The sequence below is a fragment of the Corynebacterium aurimucosum genome (genome assembly GCF_030408555.1).
Lineage (GTDB): Bacteria > Actinomycetota > Actinomycetes > Mycobacteriales > Mycobacteriaceae > Corynebacterium > Corynebacterium aurimucosum.
The window spans coordinates 1,278,079-1,296,477 of record NZ_CP047048.1; the positions used below are offsets into that span (position 1 = coordinate 1,278,079).

Here is an 18,399-nt window from a genome sequence, read left to right on the forward strand (position 1 = left end):
AAACGCAGATGGAAAGTCTGCTCGATCAACTGAAAAAGCATGATGAATTCCGCTAGTTCTTACCTCACTGTTTCCGGCTTTGATGTTGAGCTGGTCTACAAAGACATCAAGAACATGCATTTGTCGGTGTATCCGCCGATGGGTCGTGTTCGGGTAGCTGCGCCCGCTCGGTTAGATGAGGACACCATTCGTCGGGCTATCATACAACGCCTGCCATGGATTCGGCGGGAACGAAATCGTCTCCAGAACGCTAACCGGCAATCCAAGCGACAGATGGTCTCCGGGGAGAGCCACTATGTCTGGGGTAAGCGATATCGTCTGGATGTTTCGAGGCACAGCGGGAACCCAAAGGTTGTTCTCTCAGGAGATATTCTCTGGCTCTATTCCCCGGAAGGGTCGACGCCAGAGGATAGGTTTGGCATTCTTGATCGCTGGTACCGCCGGGAACTTAAGGCAGTACTGCCGGCTCTGGTCGAGAAGTGGGAGTCTGTCATGGGTGTGAAAGCTAATCGGGTCACAGTTAAGCGGATGAAGACTAAGTGGGGTTCATGTAACCCTGATAGCCGGAACATCTGGATCAACCCGGAGCTAGCAAAAAAAATCCTCGGAGTCTGGAGTACTTAGTGGTTCATGAGCTGGCGCACCTGGTAGAGCGGAGTCACAACTCGAGATTTGTGGGGGTGATGGATCGACACCTCCCGGACTGGCCTACGCGGCGAGACGAACTCAATGGGGCACCCCTAGCCGCAGAAGAATGGTCGGAATGAACCCTCGTCAATTTCGACAAATCAAGAGAGGAGAAAGCAAATGAGGGGCGATGCCATCTTGAATGTTATAGGTCCAACATTAAAACAGAACACTAGGTTTTCCGACCTCTTTTATGATTCGGTCGACATCGATATCAACCCTAGAACTGAATGCAAACTATCCGTTTTACGGATAGAAAGTGGCGAATTTATCCTAGACGAAATGTTCGACTATCTGTCGAAGGCTAGCATTGGCTACGTCCTATCAAGGAGAGAATACGAAAGGTATCTTGCTGATTTGGCCATCGATCCGAATAACGCCATGGCCTGGGCGGAGGATATTAAAGCAAAGTTTCAAGAGCCGAACGCTACAAATGGCGAAGGCGGCGAAATGATCCTGTATGCACTACTTGAAGAGGTTGTCGGTGCTCCAAAGATTCTAAGTAAAATGGAAATCAAAACCAATAACAAAATGCCAGTATTTGGCGCGGATGGATTACACCTACTCAGAGTGAGAGATGATGAATACCAACTAGTGTTTGGCGAGTCAAAAATGCATGGAGATCTTGGTGGTGCAATTTCGAAAGCCTTTGAATCAATGAGTAGTGTGAAGGATACTTCATTTAGAGACGATACGTCACTGGTATCCAGTCAACTAATGAAAGAGGCTGTTAATGATGAACAGCTCAAAGCGCTAGAAGCTATTCTTATTCCAGAACCGGGTGCGACTCAGCGTATTAAGCTCGTCAATTCTTTTGGTGTTCTAGTGACCTTTGATCTTGACGTCGACGACTTCGATCTTTCTCTACATGACGATGACCAAATCGAGACCGAATTTAGAATCCGGGCGCAAAATGCGGTACAGGCAAAAACCAATGATATTCAGAAGCAGATTCGGAAGTATCAGCTTGGTGCAACAAATTTCCATATATTTGCTATGCCCTTCTTGAAAAGAACAGTCGGAGCAGAGACGCACGGTGTCGACAAGGTGCGTAAAGATCTTCAGCAACGACTTCGGTGGGGGAAGGGATGATGTCGAAAGATACTGAAACTGTCGCTACGAGACTTGGTAGAATCATTCTTGCGAGGCCCGACTACGTTGACTTGGTTCAACGAGCAGAAGCCATCGTTGCGGAGTATTTTCTTACTCATAAAATCACTGATGAGCCTTTGCATCGCCTCATTGCACCTGGTCTACGGTTCGCGGATATCCTCTCGCATTCAGACAAGGCCGAGCATCGTGAACGTGCATACGCCTTAATTGCAATGTTTCAAGAACTTAAAGAACAGCAACAACTAGATGCTGAATCACTCCAACGGCTAGAAGCATTTTCCATTGCTGTGTTCTCGGTTCTGGGAAATTTTCCAGGACTTCGCAAGCTAGAGGAGTCTGATGAGAGCGACGGTTACCAAGTTCCAGCTGAGCGGCTATTTGCTCGAGGCTTCAAAGAATTTCACCAAAGAACTTCTGACAGGTCGAGCGTACTAACGGATGCTCAATACGAAATTGCAACCGCTATGGAGTGTGTGGATTTCTACAGTTTCTCTGGGCCAACGTCGCTTGGAAAATCATTTGTAATCAAGAATTTCTTGAAAGTAGAGGTGCAAAAACCACAGCTCGCAGATGCTTGTGTGATCTTCTTGGTCCCCACAAATGCGCTTGTCGCCCAAACGGCAAACGACTTGAGAAAACTACTGGAGGCTCTTCCTACGGTAAACGTAGCCATATATCCAGATCAGCCAGAGATAATGAAAAGGCTTTTTGCGACCACCGTATTTGTGTTTACTCCAGAACGGCTGATTCGCTTCCTCAATGCGCCGAATCGCTCCATCAAGCTACTTATTGTTGACGAGGCCCATAAAATCGTAGCGGAGAATGACTCGCGCAGCCCCCTCTTCTACTATGCAATCGATGAAACCGTTCGAAGCTTTGCGACTAAACTAATCTTCTCTTCGCCGAGCTTGAGCAACCCAGAGCTCTTTCTTGAGCTTTTCGGAAAATCTACTGGCGGAAGCATGGTTGTGCGAGAGCGGACAGTCACCCAGCAAAGATTCTATGTAGATTTCATTGATAGAGAGGCGTCGTATTTCTCGTCGGACTTAGAATCTGAACGGATACTCGTTGAGTCAGTAGATCAAATGTCTTGGGCTCCTGACGAGGCAGTAAAGTTTTGGGCGAATGGGGCTAAGTCACTCGTTTACGCAAATACTCCCTCTAAAGTGGTCAATCATGCCCTCTCATTCGCTGGGGAAGAGAATGTAGAAATCTCTCAACAGGTCCATCGACTTATTGAACGGATTGGTAGAGAGATTCATCCACAATACTACCTCATTGATGTACTTAAGCGAGGCGTTGCTTTTCATCATGGGAAAATGCCGGTTGCGATCCGAGAGGACATTGAAAGCGTATTTAAGAGTGAAACATCTGGGATCGACTTTCTATTCTGCACGTCGACGCTCCTTGAAGGAGTGAACCTTCCTGCAAAGAACATATTTATCCTCACTGATAAATACGGGGGAGGTCGTAGTTCTTTCGGAAAGCTAGACTTCGAGAACTTGGCAGGCCGTGCAGGTAGGTTAACTGAAGACTTTCAAGGCAATGTCATTTGCATCAGGGCAGATGACGCGACATGGAAGGATCCCGACCTGCAGATTCCGATAACATCCCCGATCGAGGTAACGAGCTTTATGGTACCTCCCCCGGAGTCGAAGGGAAGAAAAAATTATACCGATATCGCTAAAGTCCTTCAGGGGAGATCGGTCAGTGGGACCAGGAGCGATCGGCAATCCGCCGAGAAATATGCAACGATTTTACTGGCTCAAACTCAAAAGAGTCATGCCTCGCTTCTTTCGCAGAACTTCAATGAAAAGGTGAAAGATGGGTCTAAACTTCTCAAAGAGGTCAACGATTCACTTGAAGTGAGTGTAGATACTGTACGACGTTCTCCCGAAATTGAACCTCTAACTCAGGACCGCGTATATCGACTTTTAAAGAATTCTGGGGATCCGTACGTTATAAGTTCTGTTGAGGAAATATCTTTTGATAGCATCTTAAGGATGCTTGACACTCTGAATAGAGTGTACGACTGGAAAGACAAAGAGTCTTCAGGTAGTCGCGACCTATTTCGGAAGAATGCAGATGACGCAGAACGTGTCAGGCGGCTTAAGTACTGGGCAAGCTTAACTCACCATTGGATAAAAGGTCTTCCGGTAAGCGCATTGATTTCTCGGTCAATTGCTTACGCAGAGAAGTCAGGCGTAATTTATGGCGCGGGAGGTGGGAATCCCTACCAAAGATCTGTTTTTGATCCGAATTCTAAAATTCATATCAATCACATTATTGACGAAACCCTCAGCAATCTTGAGTATGGTGTAGGATTTCGAATTCCTATATATTTGAAGAATTACTACGACATTTGTGTCAGTCTATTGGGCGAGGAGAATGCCGGACTTGATCTTTCTGTCTTGATTGAGTTTGGCACCACTAGCCCGGTAGGGATAGAGCTTCAGCAAATCGGATACACGAGAGACTCTGCATCTGAACTTTGGAGGAAAGGACCTCAACACCTTCAGTTGTCTGTAGAGGGAAAAATTGCGCATCTAAATGTGGAGGCGATCACTCTCGATCAGAATCTAAGTGACGAGCTCCGAGAGGAGACGATTCACTTACTGGGGACAAGGGTGTCTTAGGACTGGTCTCTTCCGGATTGATAGCGATTCTGTCGAACTATAGTGATCGGGTCCGGAGCCTCTCCCTCGCTTGTTCCAGCACGCGACTCGATCGACCAACTGCTAAAGTCCCATCTGAGACCTGTGCGACCCGTCTCGTCGTGTAAATAGCGCCCGCTTTGCTCGCTTCACGATGGAGCTGTCTCCAAAGTGGAGTAATCTCCCCTCGGACACCGCCTGGATTTTCGACTTAGATTTTATCTCATTAACCCTGGTAGATTAGTAGTTTTGAAGTGTTCGACGGCGCTTGGCAGTACCTCGTATATGTTGCGTGATGATTGGTGTCATATGCGAGTTTTGGTACCGGTGTTCTGGGAACTCGGTACTGTCGTGTTCCGGGTAGTTGGACCTGCTGTCAAACCCCACATCGCTCACGCAGAGGTCTTCGTGTCCACTAATGATGTCCTGGTGGACCCTTCCCTCACGCAGCAGCTTGCCGACGCCCTCTCGGCCGCGCCCATCACCATCCACGGCGCTGGACATTTCCTTGAGAGTGACGGCTATACCGAGTTTCCACAGCTGGGGGATCGCATAGCGCAATGGCTGCGCAGCCTATAGGCCCTCAGTCATGGCTTTGAGCGCCTTCACGTGCTGCACGTAAGCTTGTGCGCCTGCCTCAGTAAGCGTGACCCACACGGTGTCCTTGGCGCGGGTAGAACCGTACTCTCGGGCGCGGCTAATATAGCCGCAGCCTTCGAGGTGCTTTAGCTGCTTGGAAAGCGTATCGGCGGGGAGCTCGGTCAACTCGGCGAGCGTACTGTACTTCATTTGCCGGTCTCCGGTGGCGCCAGCGGAGTAGAGTGTAGCGCAGATCTTGAGTCGTTTAATCGGGTGGATAACTGGATCCAGCTCAGGGGATTGGTTGGGTGCGTCCTTAGGCATTTGATCCCTTTATGGCCGCGTTGCGGTTCTCGTAGAGCATCCAAGCCATCGCTGCGGAAACGACGACCCCGCTGGTGATCATCCATGGCCATGTATCAGGTGTCGGCGTGGTGGAGAAAATCATTGCGGCGGGAAGCAGTACGCGTGACCACGTGGCGCGATCGTTCCTTGGCCCCATGTTGGGATTGGGGCGAACAAAAGGGTTCGCGAGTTTGTCCTTGAGGAGGTAGCCGAGAATGAAGGTCGGTAGGAGGATTGCGAGGGTGTACCACCACGACAGCTTAGAGAATGCGAGGCTACTGCCGATGCCGAGCGCTACAAGTGCTACCGCCCACCCGCTCTGCTTCCAAGCTGTGCGCTGTTGAACCTCTCCAATGACTTTAAGGTCGCTGTTCATGATGTGCCTCCTTTACTTGCATCTAGTGCAAGTGTAACGCTTGCACTAGATGCAAGTAAAGGGGCGTGGCTTCTCGTGACATCTGAGTGGTCTGGTTTTACCCCATACCGGTGTGCATCTTCGGCGAGGTGGACGGGAGGGGCGGTGGAGTACCAGGGGGTGGACCAGTGGCCAATTGGTCTAAGTCCTACCGGTATGCCTTTTCTGGCCATACACTGCAGGTACAACGCATTCCCGACAGAAAGGAGAGCGGATGGCGGAAGTTGAAAATCATCACTATCGCCGACGCGACTCTAGCAGATAATACAAGGCGGCATCGCCATAATCCACAACTTCTTAAAGCCAACACTCGAGCGAAGTAGGAGCCTTGCATCGCATGCTGTTAGCGCACGTGTCCTCCCGAACCTCCAGCGATGACTAACTAGTGCTCCGGCCCCAGCAGCCAACGGCACGCCAGCGGAATAACCACTGATTCGATCCGCACCTAGGCCTTGAGAGTCGAAGTTTACATCGCAGCCATAAGTGGCAACGAGGTTCGGGATTTTATCTGTGTAAAAAGGGTCCGTTACCTGCCGATTTGTGCAATCTTTCGGGGATCCTATAGTGTTTAGCAAGTCCGAAACGGACAGCTAAGCGAGCCCCGTTCGTCTAGCGGCCTAGGACGCCGGCCTCTCACGCCGGTAACACGGGTTCAAATCCCGTACGGGGTACAAATAAAGAGGGCGACAAGCTATATAGCTGTCGCCCTCTTTCCTGATCGGGTTATGGGTTAGCGGTCTGGAGTCTAGACAATGAGGACTTCAGCGCTATTACCGCCCGTGCAGCGAATCACCTCGTGCTCATCAATGTTGCACGTCAATGAGTAGTTCTGCTGTGTGACCGAGCTGTTGACGGTTACCTGTGCGGGGATATAGGCGCGGAGGTCATCCTGGGAGCTTGGGGCTAAGGTCATCAAGCGGCCGGCTGTGGAGCGCGCAAAATCGCAACTAGTGTTTGCGCCGGCCATGACGAAGGCGATGTTATAGCCATCGCCCATCTGGCACACCGTGGCGGGTGTGCCGTGAACGTTGACTGCTGCGCCGTTGGCTTCGCCTTGGGGAAGCTGTCCGGAGAGGCTATTGTAGGTGGACATCTTTGCAGCCTGAGCGGTCTGGTGCTGGCCTGCGCCTGGTTGGGCCCCTTGCACACTCTGCGCTTGAGTATCCGGCTGTTGAGGCTGGCCCCCAGGCTGATCGGCTGCGGTGCCGGGCAATGTCGGTTCGGGGCCGGATGGGGCTCCTTCGTCGGCGGAGTTGGGAACGTGAAGTTCAGCGTCATCATTGAGCGGCTGAAAGGCTGGGTATGTGTTCTCGAAAGTTGGCTCACCCGATACTTCGCCCGGGCCTGACGATGCTGCCATGTCGGATGACGTGGAGCATCCAACCGTTAAAACACCGGCGGTGGCTATGGCTGCAAAAGCTGCGACGGGTCGGAGGGTGCGCGTGGAAGTCATAAGTTCCACCCTAACGGGATGTGCCGAGATGCGCTGGAGAAAACGGGGAGAGCTGCCCAAGCCCGGCATCGTGGGCGCGGGCTAGGCAGCTCAGAAAAACGGAATCCGGAGTGCTCTTAGTGGCAATCCCAGTGGCCATCATGCGCTGCGTGGCGGTGGCCATCGTGCAGGTAGTCCACGTGATCGCCGTGCGGGACGGCTACGTGGCCGCAGCCTTCGCCGTGCTCGTGGTCGTGGCCCTCGTGAACGGTGTGCTCGGATGTCTCGCACTCGTCCCAGTGGCCTTCATGCTCGCGGTGGATGTGGCCATCGTGGACGTAGTCAGTGTGATCGCCGTGCGGGAATGCGACGTGGCCACAGCCTTCGCCGTGGGTGTGCGTGTGCTCGTCGTGAATGGTGTGGGTCATGACTCCTCCTTGAAAGGCTGGGGATTTTCAATCAGTTTTCAGTAGCTGTCACTGTCAGTAAAGCGTGTTTTCAACTCAGTTTCAATAGTGGGGGTGCTAGGGGGTGTTAGTAGAGTGACGTGCGGGGCGTGAGGTGTATGTGGGGTGAAACAGGCTAGAGTGAAAGTATGATGAATAAGTCTCCTCAGCGTCGCCTTTCGCTTTTTGCTTCCGGCCTTGGTTCTGTGGTTGGTGCATGCTCGCTAGCCATTGCTCTTGCTACCCCCGCAACGGCTGCCGAGGGTGTGCCGGTGAGGCAGGGGCAAAAGGTTGCTGCTGCTGATGGCACCTTGTGCAGTGTCGGTTATGTTGAGGCTAGCCGGGCGTGGACCTCGGCCCACTGCGGTCTCAACGGGGAGCAGATGTATAACGGGGAGCAGATGTATAACGAAGCGGGCCAGCACGTAGGAACCTTGCGTTGGTTCAAGCCTTCTGGGGCGGCAGGGCATGACTTGGCCTATATTCAGTTCGCCGGCGGAACGTACTCGGCCGGAAACCCCCTGACAGGGGATGGCATGGCGCCGGTCCCAGGCGAAGGAGCAACTGTGTGCTTCGACGGGCAGGCCACGTCGCGTCAATGCGGTACTGCGGTGCGGGGGCCAGGCCTCTTTCCTGGAATGAACTATGCGGTCGACGTGTCGCTGGTGCCAGGGGATAGCGGTGGAGCAGTCTCCGTTCCTGGGCAGCCAGGTGTGGTGGGTATTTACCAGGGGATTACCCAGACCAATCGAGAAGGCCGGACGGTAATTTTCTCAAACTATGCACGGATGCCACACGCGGATGAACTGGCGCGCCTGCCGCACCAAGGTTGGGTGCCGCGACGTCCCAACCGGGAACCGGGAAATCCAATCCGGGTGGCGCAGGAAAAGGGTGAGGCGTTGTCCTCGACAAGCAGCGCGGGCCCAGAAGGACTGCGTGGCCTCGCGATGTATTTTGGTTTGAGTATTTAGAGGTATCTGGGGTGTCTGGGGCCGGAGTTTGCAGGCCTAGCCGTCGGCGTTCTTAGCGGTTGCCATTGTTCGGTGCGCTGTTGGAAAGGGCTGCACTCAAGCGGTTAGAAGCGCTAACTAGTACGTCAGCAAATTTCTCCGCTGGGGAGGGGCGGAAGCGCTCGGCCGAACCGGAAATGGAGAGCGCGGCGATGAAGTTTCCGGCGCCGTCGAAAACTGGTGCGGAGATGGAGGCGAGGTTGGACTCGCGTTCCTCGATGGATTCGGAATAACCGTTGGTGCGTGCGAGCTCGACATCGTGCTCGCTGAAAATGGCATCTTCAACGTGTACATCGGCAAAAGCTGCGAAGATTCTAGCGGCGGAGCCGGAGGTGAGCGGGAGCTGGCGGCCTACAGGGACCACGTTGTGTAGTCCAATTTCTGGCTCGCGTGTGGCAATGCAGGTGCGGGTGGTTCCCGAGAGTTCGTATAGCTGGACGGATTCGCCTGTGGCGTCGAGAAGCTCCTCCATGATGGGGCCGGCGGTCTCGATGATTCGATCCCGGTTGCCGGGAAGGGCGGGACCCGCACCCCACTTACCGTCGGGCGTGCGGGTAAGGATCCGGTGTGCCTCGAGCGCTGTGGCGAGACGGTGTGCGGTTGCCCGGGGTAGGCCGGTGGTCTCACACAGCTCATTGAGCGTGGAGGGGCGGTTGGTCGCGGCCATCATGATGGCTACTGCGCGATCCAATACCTTAATTCCTGATACTGCGCTATACTCTCCCATATAATGAAATCTACGTCCCATTAATTGAGATTTCAAGTGGAGAGATACATGACTGAGAAACTGACACTCGCAGAGAAGGTATGGCGCGACCACGTTGTGCGCAAGGGCGAGGGCGGCGAGCCCGATCTTATCTATATTGACTTTCAGCTCCTGCACGAAGTTACCAGCCCCCAGGCTTTCGACGGTCTTCGCTTGGCCGGTCGCACTATGCGTCACCCTGAGCTGCACCTGGCCACTGAAGACCATAACGTGCCCACCGTCGGAATTAAGACCGGCAACCTTTTAGAAATTAAAGATGAGGTCTCCCGCACGCAGGTATCTACCCTGCGCAAGAACTGTGAAGAGTTCGGTGTGCGCTTGCATTCGATGGGTGATGCTAAGCAAGGCATCGTTCACACCGTAGGCCCCCAGCTGGGAATTACCCAGCCCGGCATGACCATTGTGTGTGGTGACTCGCACACCTCGACGCATGGCGCCTTCGGCTCCATTGCCATGGGCATCGGTACCTCCGAGGTTGAGCACGTCATGGCCACCCAGACGCTTTCGCTCAAGCCTTTCAAGACGATGGCTATCGAGGTTAGCGGAGAGCTGGCGGAAGGCGTTTCGGCCAAGGACTTGATTCTGGCTATCATCGCCAAGATTGGCACCGGCGGCGGCCAGGGCCACATTATCGAGTACCGCGGCGAGGCCATTCGCAAAATGTCGATGGAAGCGCGCATGACGATCTGTAACATGTCCATCGAGGCTGGTGCCCGCGCTGGCATGGTGGCTCCGGATGAAACCACCTTTGAGTACGTCAAGGGCCGCGAGTTCGCCCCGCAGGGCGAAGACTGGGACGCAGCGGTTGACTACTGGAAGACGCTGCCGACTGACGAAGGCGCCGAGTTTGATACCGTCGTGGAGATCGACGGCTCCGCCCTCACCCCGTTTGTCACTTGGGGCACGAACCCGGGACAGGGCTTGCCGCTGAGCGCTGTGGTGCCCGACCCGGAGGAGTGCGGTGACGACGGTGAGAAGGCTGCAGTCGAGAAGGCCTTGGCGTACATGGACCTGGAGCCTGGCACGCCGCTTCGCGATATCCAGATCGACACTGTCTTCCTGGGTTCCTGCACGAACGCTCGCATCGAAGACCTGCGCGCAGCCGCTGAGGTAGTCAAAGGGCGCAGTATCGCGGCTGATACCCGCATGATGGTGGTTCCGTCATCGGCCGTGGTCAAGGCACAAGCGGAGGAAGAAGGCTTGGATAAGATTTTCACCGATTTTGGTGCTGAATGGCGAACCGCTGGTTGCTCGATGTGCCTGGGCATGAACCCGGACCAGTTGAAGCCGGGGGAGAGGTCGGCGTCGACAAGCAACCGGAACTTTGAGGGCCGCCAAGGGCCAGGCGGCCGCACCCACCTGGTGTCCCCGGCCGTTGCCGCGGCGACAGCAGTCCTGGGCCACCTGGCCGCACCAGCAGATATCGTCGATGCCGCCGTGGCCGGCGCTTAAGGAAAGGGAGAAGACAATGGAGAAGTTCGTAACTCATACTGGCATCGGCGTTCCGCTGCGAGTATCCAATGTGGATACTGACCAGATTATTCCGGCGCGCTACCTCAAGTCCGTTAAACGCACCGGCTTTGCCGACGGTCTGTTTTCTAACTGGCGCAGCGATCACAACTTTATTCTCAATCAGGAACCGTTCAGGGAAGGCTCTGTGCTTTTCGCGGGGCCGGACTTTGGTACCGGGTCCTCTCGTGAGCACGCAGTATGGGCGCTTGCCGAGTATGGATTCAAGGCGGTGTTTTCTTCACGCTTCGCCGATATTTTTCGCGGCAATTCCGGAAAGGCTGGCCTGCTGACGGGGCTCATGGAACAAGAAGACATCGAGCTCATCTGGAAACAGTTGGAGGCCGGCGAGACCGAAACCACCGTCGATTTGGAATCGCGGACGGTTACCGTCGGCGGCAATAGCTACACCTTTGAGATCGATGATTACACTCGCTGGCGCCTTATGGAGGGGCTCGATGATATCGGTCTGACCCTGCGCAATGAGGCCGATATCGAGGCTTTCGAATCCACGCGCCCCGCGTTCAAGCCCCGCGTCGTAGCATCTTAACGTGAGCAATAAAGGTGTGGGAGCATTCCCCGCCTCCTGTGGCGCGGTGCACATAGCGCCGTTAACATCCTCGGCATGAGCAATCCTTATCAAAGCTTTAGCGGAGACAGAGGCAATCAGTTCGGCGGCGCAGGCGGGTATGGCGGGTATGGCTATCACAACACTTCGGGGTATGGCTATCAACAGCCAGGGAACTACGGTTATCAGCAGTCCAGCAGCTACGGTGAGCGCCAGCCTGGCGCCTGGGCTGGAAATCCACCAGGCGGGGCGCCCGCCCAACCCATCGACGCCATGGATATTGTGGGCCAATCATTCAAGGGCTACCTGAAGCAGCCTGTGCCAGGGATGTTGGCCATGCTGGTGCATTTCATCATCACTTTTGCTCTTCTTCTTGTTCCGAGTACCGCTGTAGGCGGCATCTTCGCAGTAATGGAAGAAAACGGCACGGACATTGAGCCTTTGGTGCCTACCGTCGGGATCCCTCTCATGGTTGTCATGGGGCTAGTCGCCTTCGCTTATCTTTTCTGGCTAATGGCGAACCTCTTTAATGGTTCCCGGAAGATCGCTGATGGGGAGCAGGTCACCTTCCGCGACTACTTTAGGTTTGCCCAGCTGAGTGGTTGCGCCGGCGTCTATGCCTGCTTCTTTACTTTGGTAATGCTCGGATCTATTGCGGGCGGCTTCCCTGGTCTGATTCTCTTTGCGCTCCTGTGGCCAGCGCCCGTGATTAAGGCGGATAACCCTGATAAGCCTCTCATGGACTGCTTCCGAGAGGCCCTCAACCTGGTCATGGAGAATCTAGGGCAGTCGCTGCTCTTTATCTTGGTCTGCTCCCTCATCGCGAGCTTGCTTGTCTTTATTCCCATAGTCGGCTTCCTTGCCGCCTATCCGATCTGGGCGCTCGGGATGGTCCTTTTCACTCGCGCTATGCAGCGCCGCCCTGCAGCGCGGTGGGAATAAGACAGCAGGGCAGCACTGAAGTTCCTGAGAGACGGCGGCGATGCCGTACTTAGCGCACAGGAAGCGGGCTAGCCAAGTAGTCCGCCCCGGTAAGCTCACCGTCGTTGAAGGAAAGAACCCATACCGAAGCCTTCTTGAACTTGAGCTCATCGATCGACTTTTTAAGGAACTTCGGCGCGTAGGACTCGATGATGCCGGGGATGGTCAGCCCTTGGCTGACGATAACCGGAACACCGCCGCCGTCGACCACGCGCTGGAAGGCGGCGCGTGCGTCGTCGGGCGATTCAGCAAAGACATCATCGCCGAATGCTTTATTCACGGCGATGTCCATGCCGAGTTCATCGGCCAGCCGGGCAGCGGTGTGCTGGCAACGCTGCGGCGGAGCGCTATAAATGGCGGTCGGATGAAATGGCGTGAGCATCGGCACGAGCATCTCCGCTTGGCGGCGCCCCTTTTTATCCAGCGGGCGCAGGTCATCATCGCCTTCCCACGAGCGGCGCTGGTGTGCGCGTGCATGGCGCACATAAAGAACGCGGGTCGTAGGCGCAAGGCGCAGACGCTTGTGTGCCTTGCCTAGCACCTGGGCATCAACGTCGTAGGAGAGTAATGAGCTGGCCTCGGCGATCTTCATCCAACGCAGCTCATCGGTCTCTTCATTCGGGGTGTACTCACCGTCGAGTACACGGGCCAGCCAGTAGTAGACCACCTTCGTGCGGCCTTGCACCGGGTAGGCCACCTTGCCGATGAGCTTGCCTAGGCGCACGGAGTAACCGGTTTCCTCGAAGATCTCGCGCGCGGCGGTCGCGGGGAGCGATTCGCCCGGATCGACCTTGCCCTTGGGCAGCGACCAATCGTCATAGTGGGGGCGGTGGATAAGTGCAACCTCCGGATCGTGCGGGTCGCCACGCCAGAGAACCGCGCCGGCGGCAAGCGTCGTGCGCTTGAATTCTTCTGCCGGATCGACGGGGATCTCCTGGTGGCGTCCGGAAATGAAGACTTCCGAGCGAATGTCTTTGTCCGTCTCGTGCATGTTCTTTGCCTTGGGCATGCTGCTCCTTTTGCGCCGGTAGCTTTCAACCTTCTCTATCTTCCTCCACTCGCCGTCGCGATGCAGCCTTACGCGCCGAGCGTGCAGGAATGCCAGGCGTGCTTTAATGGGAAAAGCCAATGCAGAGGAATCTAGAGTGAGGTGGCACATGGCAAACGTGGCAGTAATGGGGGCAGGCTCGTGGGGAACCACGCTGGCAAAAGTCTTTGCTGACGCCGGCAACGACGTCCGCTTGTGGGCGCGCCGCGAGGAATTGGCGAATGCCATCAACACGCGCCACGAGAATCCGGATTACCTCCCAGAACTCCCGCTTCCTGAGTCGATTAAGGCCTCCACAGAGCCGGCAACAACGCTGCAGGCCGCGGATATTGTGATCTTCGGCGTTCCCTCCCAGACGCTGCGCGGAAACCTGGAAAAGTGGGCGCCGCTCTTGCCTGAGGACGCGACCTTGGTGTCGATCTCTAAAGGCGTGGAGAAGGCCACACTCAACCTAATGAGCGAAGTTATCGCAGACGCCGCCGGTGTCTCCTCCGACCGTATCGCGGTCCTCTCTGGGCCCAACCTAGCCAAGGAGGTGGCCCAGGAGCAACCAGCAGCCACGGTGATTGCCTGCAGCGATGCTGCCCGTGCCGAGGCCGTGCAACATGCCGCCGCAGCACCGTATTTTCGGCCCTATACCAACACCGATGTCATCGGCGCGGAGATCGGCGGCGCCTGCAAAAACGTGATTGCACTTGCCTGCGGCATGGCGGCGGGTAAGGGGTTAGGAAACAACACCATGGCCACCATCATCACGCGCGGGCTCGCGGAGATTACTCGCCTAGGAGTGAAGCTGGGAGCGGACCCGTTCACCTTCTCTGGTCTAGCAGGCATGGGAGACCTCGTGGCGACGTGCAGTTCGACGTTGTCGCGTAACCGCACCTTTGGGTATCGCCTCGGCCAGGGTGGCACGCTGGAGGAAGCAACTGCCGCCACCAACGGGCAGGTTGCGGAAGGTGTTATCTCATCTGATTCCATCTTTAGGTTGGCGCAGCGCGCAGACGTAGAGATGCCGATTACCCAAGCGGTCTACGGTGTGTGCCACCGCGGGGTGACTGTCGACGACATGATTGTTGCTCTGATGGGTCGCACCAAGAAAGCTGAGTAAAGCCGAGTAAAGTTGCTCGGTATGACTGAAGCGAAACCTGTGCGCGTTGCCGTTGTGTACGGCGGTCGCAGCTCCGAGCATTCGGTGTCGTGCATTTCCGCCGGCGCAATCATGGAGCACCTTGATCCGGAAAAGTATGAAGTCGTGCCCATTGGCATCACGCGGGAAGGCACCTGGACGCAGGGCAACCGCGCGGGACTCGACATTGTCGACGGGCGGCTGCCCGAAGTAGAACTGCACGATGAGCTGGCGTTATCCCTCAACCCTGCCACGCGTGGGCGCATCCACAATGTCACCCGCCACGAGCACTACACAGAGGTCGATGTCATTGTCCCAGTTCTGCACGGCCCCTATGGGGAAGACGGCACAGTGCAGGGCCTCTTTGAACTTTCCGGGATTCCCTACGTCGGCGCAGGCGTATTGGCTTCGGCTGTCGGAATGGACAAGGAGTTCACCAAGAAGCTTCTGGTCGCGGAAGGCCTTCCGGTAGCGCCGCAAGAAGTACTCACAGGGGAAGCCACGCTTAATGACGCCCAAAAGGAACGCCTTGGCCTGCCCGTCTTTGTGAAGCCGGCGCGGGGTGGATCCTCCATCGGTGTGTCCAAGGTCTCCGCGTGGGAAGACCTTGAAGCAGCACTAACCCTGGCCTATGAATCCGATGACAAGGTTCTCATCGAACCAGAAATCAGCGGCGCCGAGGTGGAGGTGGGAGTTCTTGAACGCCCCGACGGCAGCCTCCAGGCCTCTGTCCCCGCCAAGCTCTTGGGCACCACGGAGTCTGAGGAAGGCTTTTATGATTTCGATGCCAAGTACATCGACGAGGGCGTCTCGGCAGCAATTCCTGCTCCGTTGAGTGAGGAGCTGACCGCCGAACTTCGACAGCGCGCTATTGAGGCTTTCCGGGCGCTGGGTGCCTCGGGCCTATCGCGCGTGGATTTCTTCGTCAGTGATGATTCCTACTGCATCAACGAAGTGAATACCTTCCCCGGCTTCACCCCGATTTCTATGTACCCGCAGGTCTTTGCTGCGGAAGGGGTAGGTTATGCCGAGCTGCTCGACACCCTTATTCAGACGGCCCTCGCGCGTTCCTAGGGTGACGATGTAGGCCGCGCCTCTCACACCTACTGGGAGGGAGTGGCTGCCACGAGGGCGTCGCTAAGCCGCACCAGCGCGGAATTCGCAGCATCCTGTGGGGCAGACAACGCGAGGTCCTCCGCCCGGCCGAGCGCGAACCATGTGCCGGCCGTGGTGCCCTCCGCCAGCGTGGTGTCTTCGAACCACGGGACGTCGTTGACCTGCTGGAGCTGAACACCTGCTCGGTAGTTCTCCGGAGAGGCCACGCCGCAGCGCACGACAATCTCTTCCTGACCCGGTGCGCTATAAACCCAGGTGTTCTTATCTCCCACATCCGCGCGGCGCGTATAGCCCTCTGCAAGTGTTTCCGGCAGGGCCTCTTCTAGAGCGGGACACATGGAATCCGGTCCAGCCTTGAGCTGCGATAGCGGCGCTGGGTTGGCCTTCTGTGCCTTCTTTTCTAGTTGCTGGAAGGCTGCTTCTAGCCCCTCTGGAGCGTCATCGTGGGCCTCCTCCGAGGAGGTTGTCACCGCGATGGCGGGGGTGTGCTTGGTGCTGTACCACGTCGTGAGGGTGGAGCCGGGGGTGGCGTCGAGGACCTGTAGCCACGATTCGCCGTCGGACTCGACGGTGTGGGAGTAGTCGGTAAACTGCTGCGGCAGGTCAACACCACAGCGCAGCGTTACTTTGTCCTCCGAGTTCTTTGCCCACGCGGCGGCGCCCGCCGGGGCAGGATCGACCAAGTCGACGCGCGGGTAACCCATGAGCTTGTCCGGCAGCGCATCGACGACAGCGGCACACTCGGGGGAGTCCGCTGCCTCAGAGGGAGTGGGAGGCAGCGCCACTGGCTGTTGCGCGGCGCTGGTGAATACGTATTTGGCACCAAAAATCACCGCGAAGACCATCGCGATGGAGATCCCGAGTGAGATGTAAATAGCGGTGCGGTTAAATTGGGTATCCATAGGGGCTTATCCTATCGCTGATAGCCCGAGAAGAACGAACGCGGACGGCGCGCACGAGTGGCGTGTAGCCCGCGCAAGGAAAAGGAGTCCGTGACGGTGGGTTTGTCCCATACCCTCGATCAAGCCGGTGAACGGCACGTTATCCATGAGATTGTCACTGCAGCCCCGAGCGCGCTCAACGGCGACGATGCGGCAGTGCTGTACCCGGCAGCACCCAATTCGCGCACGGTGGCCGCGACAGACATGATGGTGGAAGGTCGGCACTTCCGGCGGGACTGGTCCACCGCCGCGGAGATCGGACAGAAAGCTATTGTGCGCAACTTCGCGGATATTGAGGCGATGGGGGCGCGCCCCACAGCGGCATTGCTGGCGATTGCCGCCCCGGGAGATACCTCGGTGGACTTCGTGCGGGGGATTGCGCAGGGTATCGCTGAGCGCTGCGCGGTATATAACGCGGAGCTCGTAGGCGGAGATCTGACCCGCAGTGAGAGCTTGGTCATCAACGTCACGGCGTTAGGCTCCCTGGGTGGAAGTGGTGCAGCGCTGACTCTGGATGGTGCCCGGGCGGGCCAGAAGTTGGTAGCACACGGCAAGATTGGGTATTCCGGGGCGGGCCTGGCGCTGTTGCAACGCTATGGCCGCGCATTGCCGCCGGAGTTAGAAGAATTCTGGCCTTTGGTCGACGCCCACTGCGCTCCCTCCCTCACCCCGGGGCGTGGTGTCATCGCGCGGGCAACCGGTTCGACCTCGATGACGGATAACTCGGATGGCCTCGTGCGCGATATAGGACACTTAGCTGGACGTTCCGGGGTGCACATCGACCTTGACCGTGGAGCGATTGCCCCTGACCCGCTGCTGGCTGGCGCCGGCGCGGTGCTCGATATCGATCCTTGGGAATGGGTCTTAACCGGCGGCGAGGACCACACGCTGTTGGCTACCACGTACAAGGCCCCTCCCTCCGGTTTCCGGGAAATTGGTCGGGTGATGCGCGGTAGCGGCGTGACCATTGACGGAGAGGAGCCGCGCTATAGCGAGGGCTGGGAGGGATTCGCGTGAGCCACATTGATACCTCTCACATTCACTACTCGTGGATGCCTTACATCCGGCAGGCACTGGAGGAAAACCTTCCACGCATTGAGCGCGAGATTGGCGCAGAGTTCCTGCCGCCCGCCGAGAATGTATTCGCCGCCCTGTCTATGCCGCTCGAGGACGTGCGGGTGCTCATCGTGGGCCAGGACCCCTATCCCACGCCGGGGCATGCCATGGGTTTGTCCTTCTCCACGCGATCGGGCGTGCCGGCCCCGCGTTCGTTGAAGAATATCTACGCCGAGCTTGGCGACGACCTCGGCATCCCCGGCCGCGCTGATGGTGATCTACGGGCCTGGTTTGAGCAAGGAGTGCTGCTGCTCAACCGAGTGCTTACCGTGGCCCCGGGCCAGGCCGGTTCACACCGCAGGCTCGGGTGGGAAGCGATTACCGAGGCCGCCATCAGGGCACTGGCGGGGCGCGATATCGTGGCCATTCTATGGGGCCGCGATGCCCAAGCCTGCCAAGCTTTCCTGCCCGGTACAGAGTGCATTACCTCCCCGCATCCTTCGCCGCTGTCAGCGCGGCGTGGATTCTTTGGATCGCGTCCTTTTTCCCGGGCCAATGCGGCTTTAGAGGCCCGTGGCGTCCCCGCAGTGGACTGGCGCTTGTAGAC

The 18,399-nt window shown here is 56.7% G+C and carries 18 protein-coding genes, 1 tRNA gene and 1 pseudogene; 13 read left to right on the plus strand and 7 right to left on the minus strand.

What is annotated here, in order from left to right:
* Window positions 1-39: 39 nt before the first annotated feature.
* The 4 genes and pseudogenes from CAURIM_RS05975 to CAURIM_RS05990 all read left to right on the plus strand — a co-directional run bounded on the left by CAURIM_RS05975 (window position 40) and on the right by CAURIM_RS05990 (window position 5,033).
* Window positions 40-767: pseudogene (locus CAURIM_RS05975) on the plus strand (M48 family metallopeptidase).
* Between the two features lie 40 nt (window positions 768-807).
* Window positions 808-1,779, plus strand: a complete 972-nt coding sequence (locus CAURIM_RS05980) for a HamA C-terminal domain-containing protein (protein WP_070730327.1) — start codon at window positions 808-810, stop codon at window positions 1,777-1,779.
* Window positions 1,776-4,436, plus strand: coding sequence for a DEAD/DEAH box helicase (locus CAURIM_RS05985; protein ID WP_201828313.1), 2,661 nt, complete (start codon window positions 1,776-1,778; stop codon window positions 4,434-4,436). The genes CAURIM_RS05980 and CAURIM_RS05985 overlap by 4 nt, the downstream gene beginning before the upstream one ends.
* A gap of 327 nt (window positions 4,437-4,763) precedes the next feature.
* The gene (locus tag CAURIM_RS05990; protein ID WP_070730322.1) at window positions 4,764-5,033 is read left to right on the plus strand and encodes an alpha/beta hydrolase; all 270 of its coding nucleotides are present in this window, start codon (window positions 4,764-4,766) and stop codon (window positions 5,031-5,033) included.
* Here CAURIM_RS05990 and CAURIM_RS05995 read toward each other — a convergent pair.
* Together CAURIM_RS05995 and CAURIM_RS06000 are read right to left on the minus strand one after the other, a co-directional pair.
* The gene (locus CAURIM_RS05995) at window positions 5,028-5,357 is read right to left on the minus strand and encodes a transcriptional regulator (RefSeq protein ID WP_070730320.1); all 330 of its coding nucleotides are present in this window, start codon (window positions 5,355-5,357) and stop codon (window positions 5,028-5,030) included. The two genes, CAURIM_RS05990 and CAURIM_RS05995, sit on opposite strands and share 6 nt — an antisense overlap.
* Window positions 5,350-5,754 (minus strand): hypothetical protein, encoded by a 405-nt coding sequence (locus CAURIM_RS06000; protein ID WP_070730319.1) that lies wholly within the window; start codon window positions 5,752-5,754, stop codon window positions 5,350-5,352. Before CAURIM_RS06000 ends, CAURIM_RS05995 begins: the two co-directional genes overlap by 8 nt.
* Before the next feature lie 637 nt (window positions 5,755-6,391).
* Here CAURIM_RS06000 and CAURIM_RS06005 point away from each other — a divergent pair.
* Window positions 6,392-6,464 (plus strand) — tRNA-Glu (locus CAURIM_RS06005).
* 74 nt (window positions 6,465-6,538) lie between these two features.
* Here the strand turns inward: CAURIM_RS06005 and CAURIM_RS06010 are convergent.
* Together CAURIM_RS06010 and CAURIM_RS06015 are read right to left on the minus strand one after the other, a co-directional pair.
* Window positions 6,539-7,246: a hypothetical protein gene (locus CAURIM_RS06010; protein WP_236659275.1), complete on the minus strand. Its 708-nt coding sequence runs from the start codon at window positions 7,244-7,246 to the stop codon at window positions 6,539-6,541.
* Window positions 7,247-7,362: 116 nt separating this feature from the next.
* A complete protein-coding gene (locus CAURIM_RS06015) occupies window positions 7,363-7,653 on the minus strand; it encodes a hypothetical protein (RefSeq protein WP_083313780.1) in 291 nt (96 codons plus the stop codon).
* Between the two features lie 167 nt (window positions 7,654-7,820).
* Here CAURIM_RS06015 and CAURIM_RS06020 point away from each other — a divergent pair, with 167 nt between their 5' ends.
* Window positions 7,821-8,642: a chymotrypsin family serine protease gene (locus CAURIM_RS06020; RefSeq protein ID WP_201828304.1), complete on the plus strand. Its 822-nt coding sequence runs from the start codon at window positions 7,821-7,823 to the stop codon at window positions 8,640-8,642.
* Window positions 8,643-8,694: 52 nt separating this feature from the next.
* Here CAURIM_RS06020 and CAURIM_RS06025 read toward each other — a convergent pair whose 3' ends face one another.
* The gene (locus CAURIM_RS06025) at window positions 8,695-9,408 is read right to left on the minus strand and encodes an IclR family transcriptional regulator (protein ID WP_070445015.1); all 714 of its coding nucleotides are present in this window, start codon (window positions 9,406-9,408) and stop codon (window positions 8,695-8,697) included.
* Between the two features lie 48 nt (window positions 9,409-9,456).
* On the opposite strand from CAURIM_RS06025, the gene leuC reads away from it, so the two are divergent.
* The 3 genes from leuC (at window position 9,457) to CAURIM_RS06040 (ending at window position 12,466) form a co-directional block, all read left to right on the plus strand.
* Window positions 9,457-10,899: a 3-isopropylmalate dehydratase large subunit gene (leuC, locus tag CAURIM_RS06030; RefSeq protein ID WP_201828302.1), complete on the plus strand. Its 1,443-nt coding sequence runs from the start codon at window positions 9,457-9,459 to the stop codon at window positions 10,897-10,899.
* Between the two features lie 16 nt (window positions 10,900-10,915).
* Window positions 10,916-11,506, plus strand: coding sequence for a 3-isopropylmalate dehydratase small subunit (leuD, locus tag CAURIM_RS06035; protein WP_070718583.1), 591 nt, complete (start codon window positions 10,916-10,918; stop codon window positions 11,504-11,506).
* A 75-nt stretch (window positions 11,507-11,581) separates the two neighbouring features.
* Window positions 11,582-12,466 carry an EI24 domain-containing protein gene (locus CAURIM_RS06040; protein ID WP_201828300.1) on the plus strand — a complete coding sequence of 295 codons (885 nt, stop codon included), beginning with the start codon at window positions 11,582-11,584 and terminating at the stop codon, window positions 12,464-12,466.
* 49 nt (window positions 12,467-12,515) lie between these two features.
* Here CAURIM_RS06040 and CAURIM_RS06045 read toward each other — a convergent pair whose 3' ends face one another.
* Entirely contained in the window at window positions 12,516-13,514 is a 999-nt protein-coding gene (locus tag CAURIM_RS06045) for an NUDIX hydrolase (protein WP_070730312.1), read from the minus strand.
* Window positions 13,515-13,662: 148 nt separating this feature from the next.
* Between CAURIM_RS06045 and CAURIM_RS06050 the strand changes: the two genes are divergently transcribed.
* Complete coding sequence (locus tag CAURIM_RS06050; protein ID WP_070643396.1) at window positions 13,663-14,661, plus strand: NAD(P)H-dependent glycerol-3-phosphate dehydrogenase; 999 nt, start codon at window positions 13,663-13,665, stop codon at window positions 14,659-14,661.
* A 21-nt stretch (window positions 14,662-14,682) separates the two neighbouring features.
* Complete coding sequence (locus CAURIM_RS06055) at window positions 14,683-15,753, plus strand: D-alanine--D-alanine ligase family protein (RefSeq protein WP_070718575.1); 1,071 nt, start codon at window positions 14,683-14,685, stop codon at window positions 15,751-15,753.
* A gap of 29 nt (window positions 15,754-15,782) precedes the next feature.
* Here the strand turns inward: CAURIM_RS06055 and CAURIM_RS06060 are convergent, their stop codons facing one another.
* Window positions 15,783-16,697 carry a DUF3515 domain-containing protein gene (locus tag CAURIM_RS06060; RefSeq protein WP_201828298.1) on the minus strand — a complete coding sequence of 305 codons (915 nt, stop codon included), beginning with the start codon at window positions 16,695-16,697 and terminating at the stop codon, window positions 15,783-15,785.
* Between the two features lie 90 nt (window positions 16,698-16,787).
* Here CAURIM_RS06060 and CAURIM_RS06065 point away from each other — a divergent pair, with 90 nt between their 5' ends.
* Together CAURIM_RS06065 and CAURIM_RS06070 are read left to right on the plus strand one after the other, a co-directional pair.
* Window positions 16,788-17,753 carry a thiamine-phosphate kinase gene (locus tag CAURIM_RS06065; RefSeq protein WP_201828296.1) on the plus strand — a complete coding sequence of 322 codons (966 nt, stop codon included), beginning with the start codon at window positions 16,788-16,790 and terminating at the stop codon, window positions 17,751-17,753.
* 35 nt (window positions 17,754-17,788) lie between these two features.
* Complete coding sequence (locus CAURIM_RS06070) at window positions 17,789-18,397, plus strand: uracil-DNA glycosylase (protein WP_201829587.1); 609 nt, start codon at window positions 17,789-17,791, stop codon at window positions 18,395-18,397.
* The last annotated feature ends 2 nt before the right edge of the window (window positions 18,398-18,399 follow it).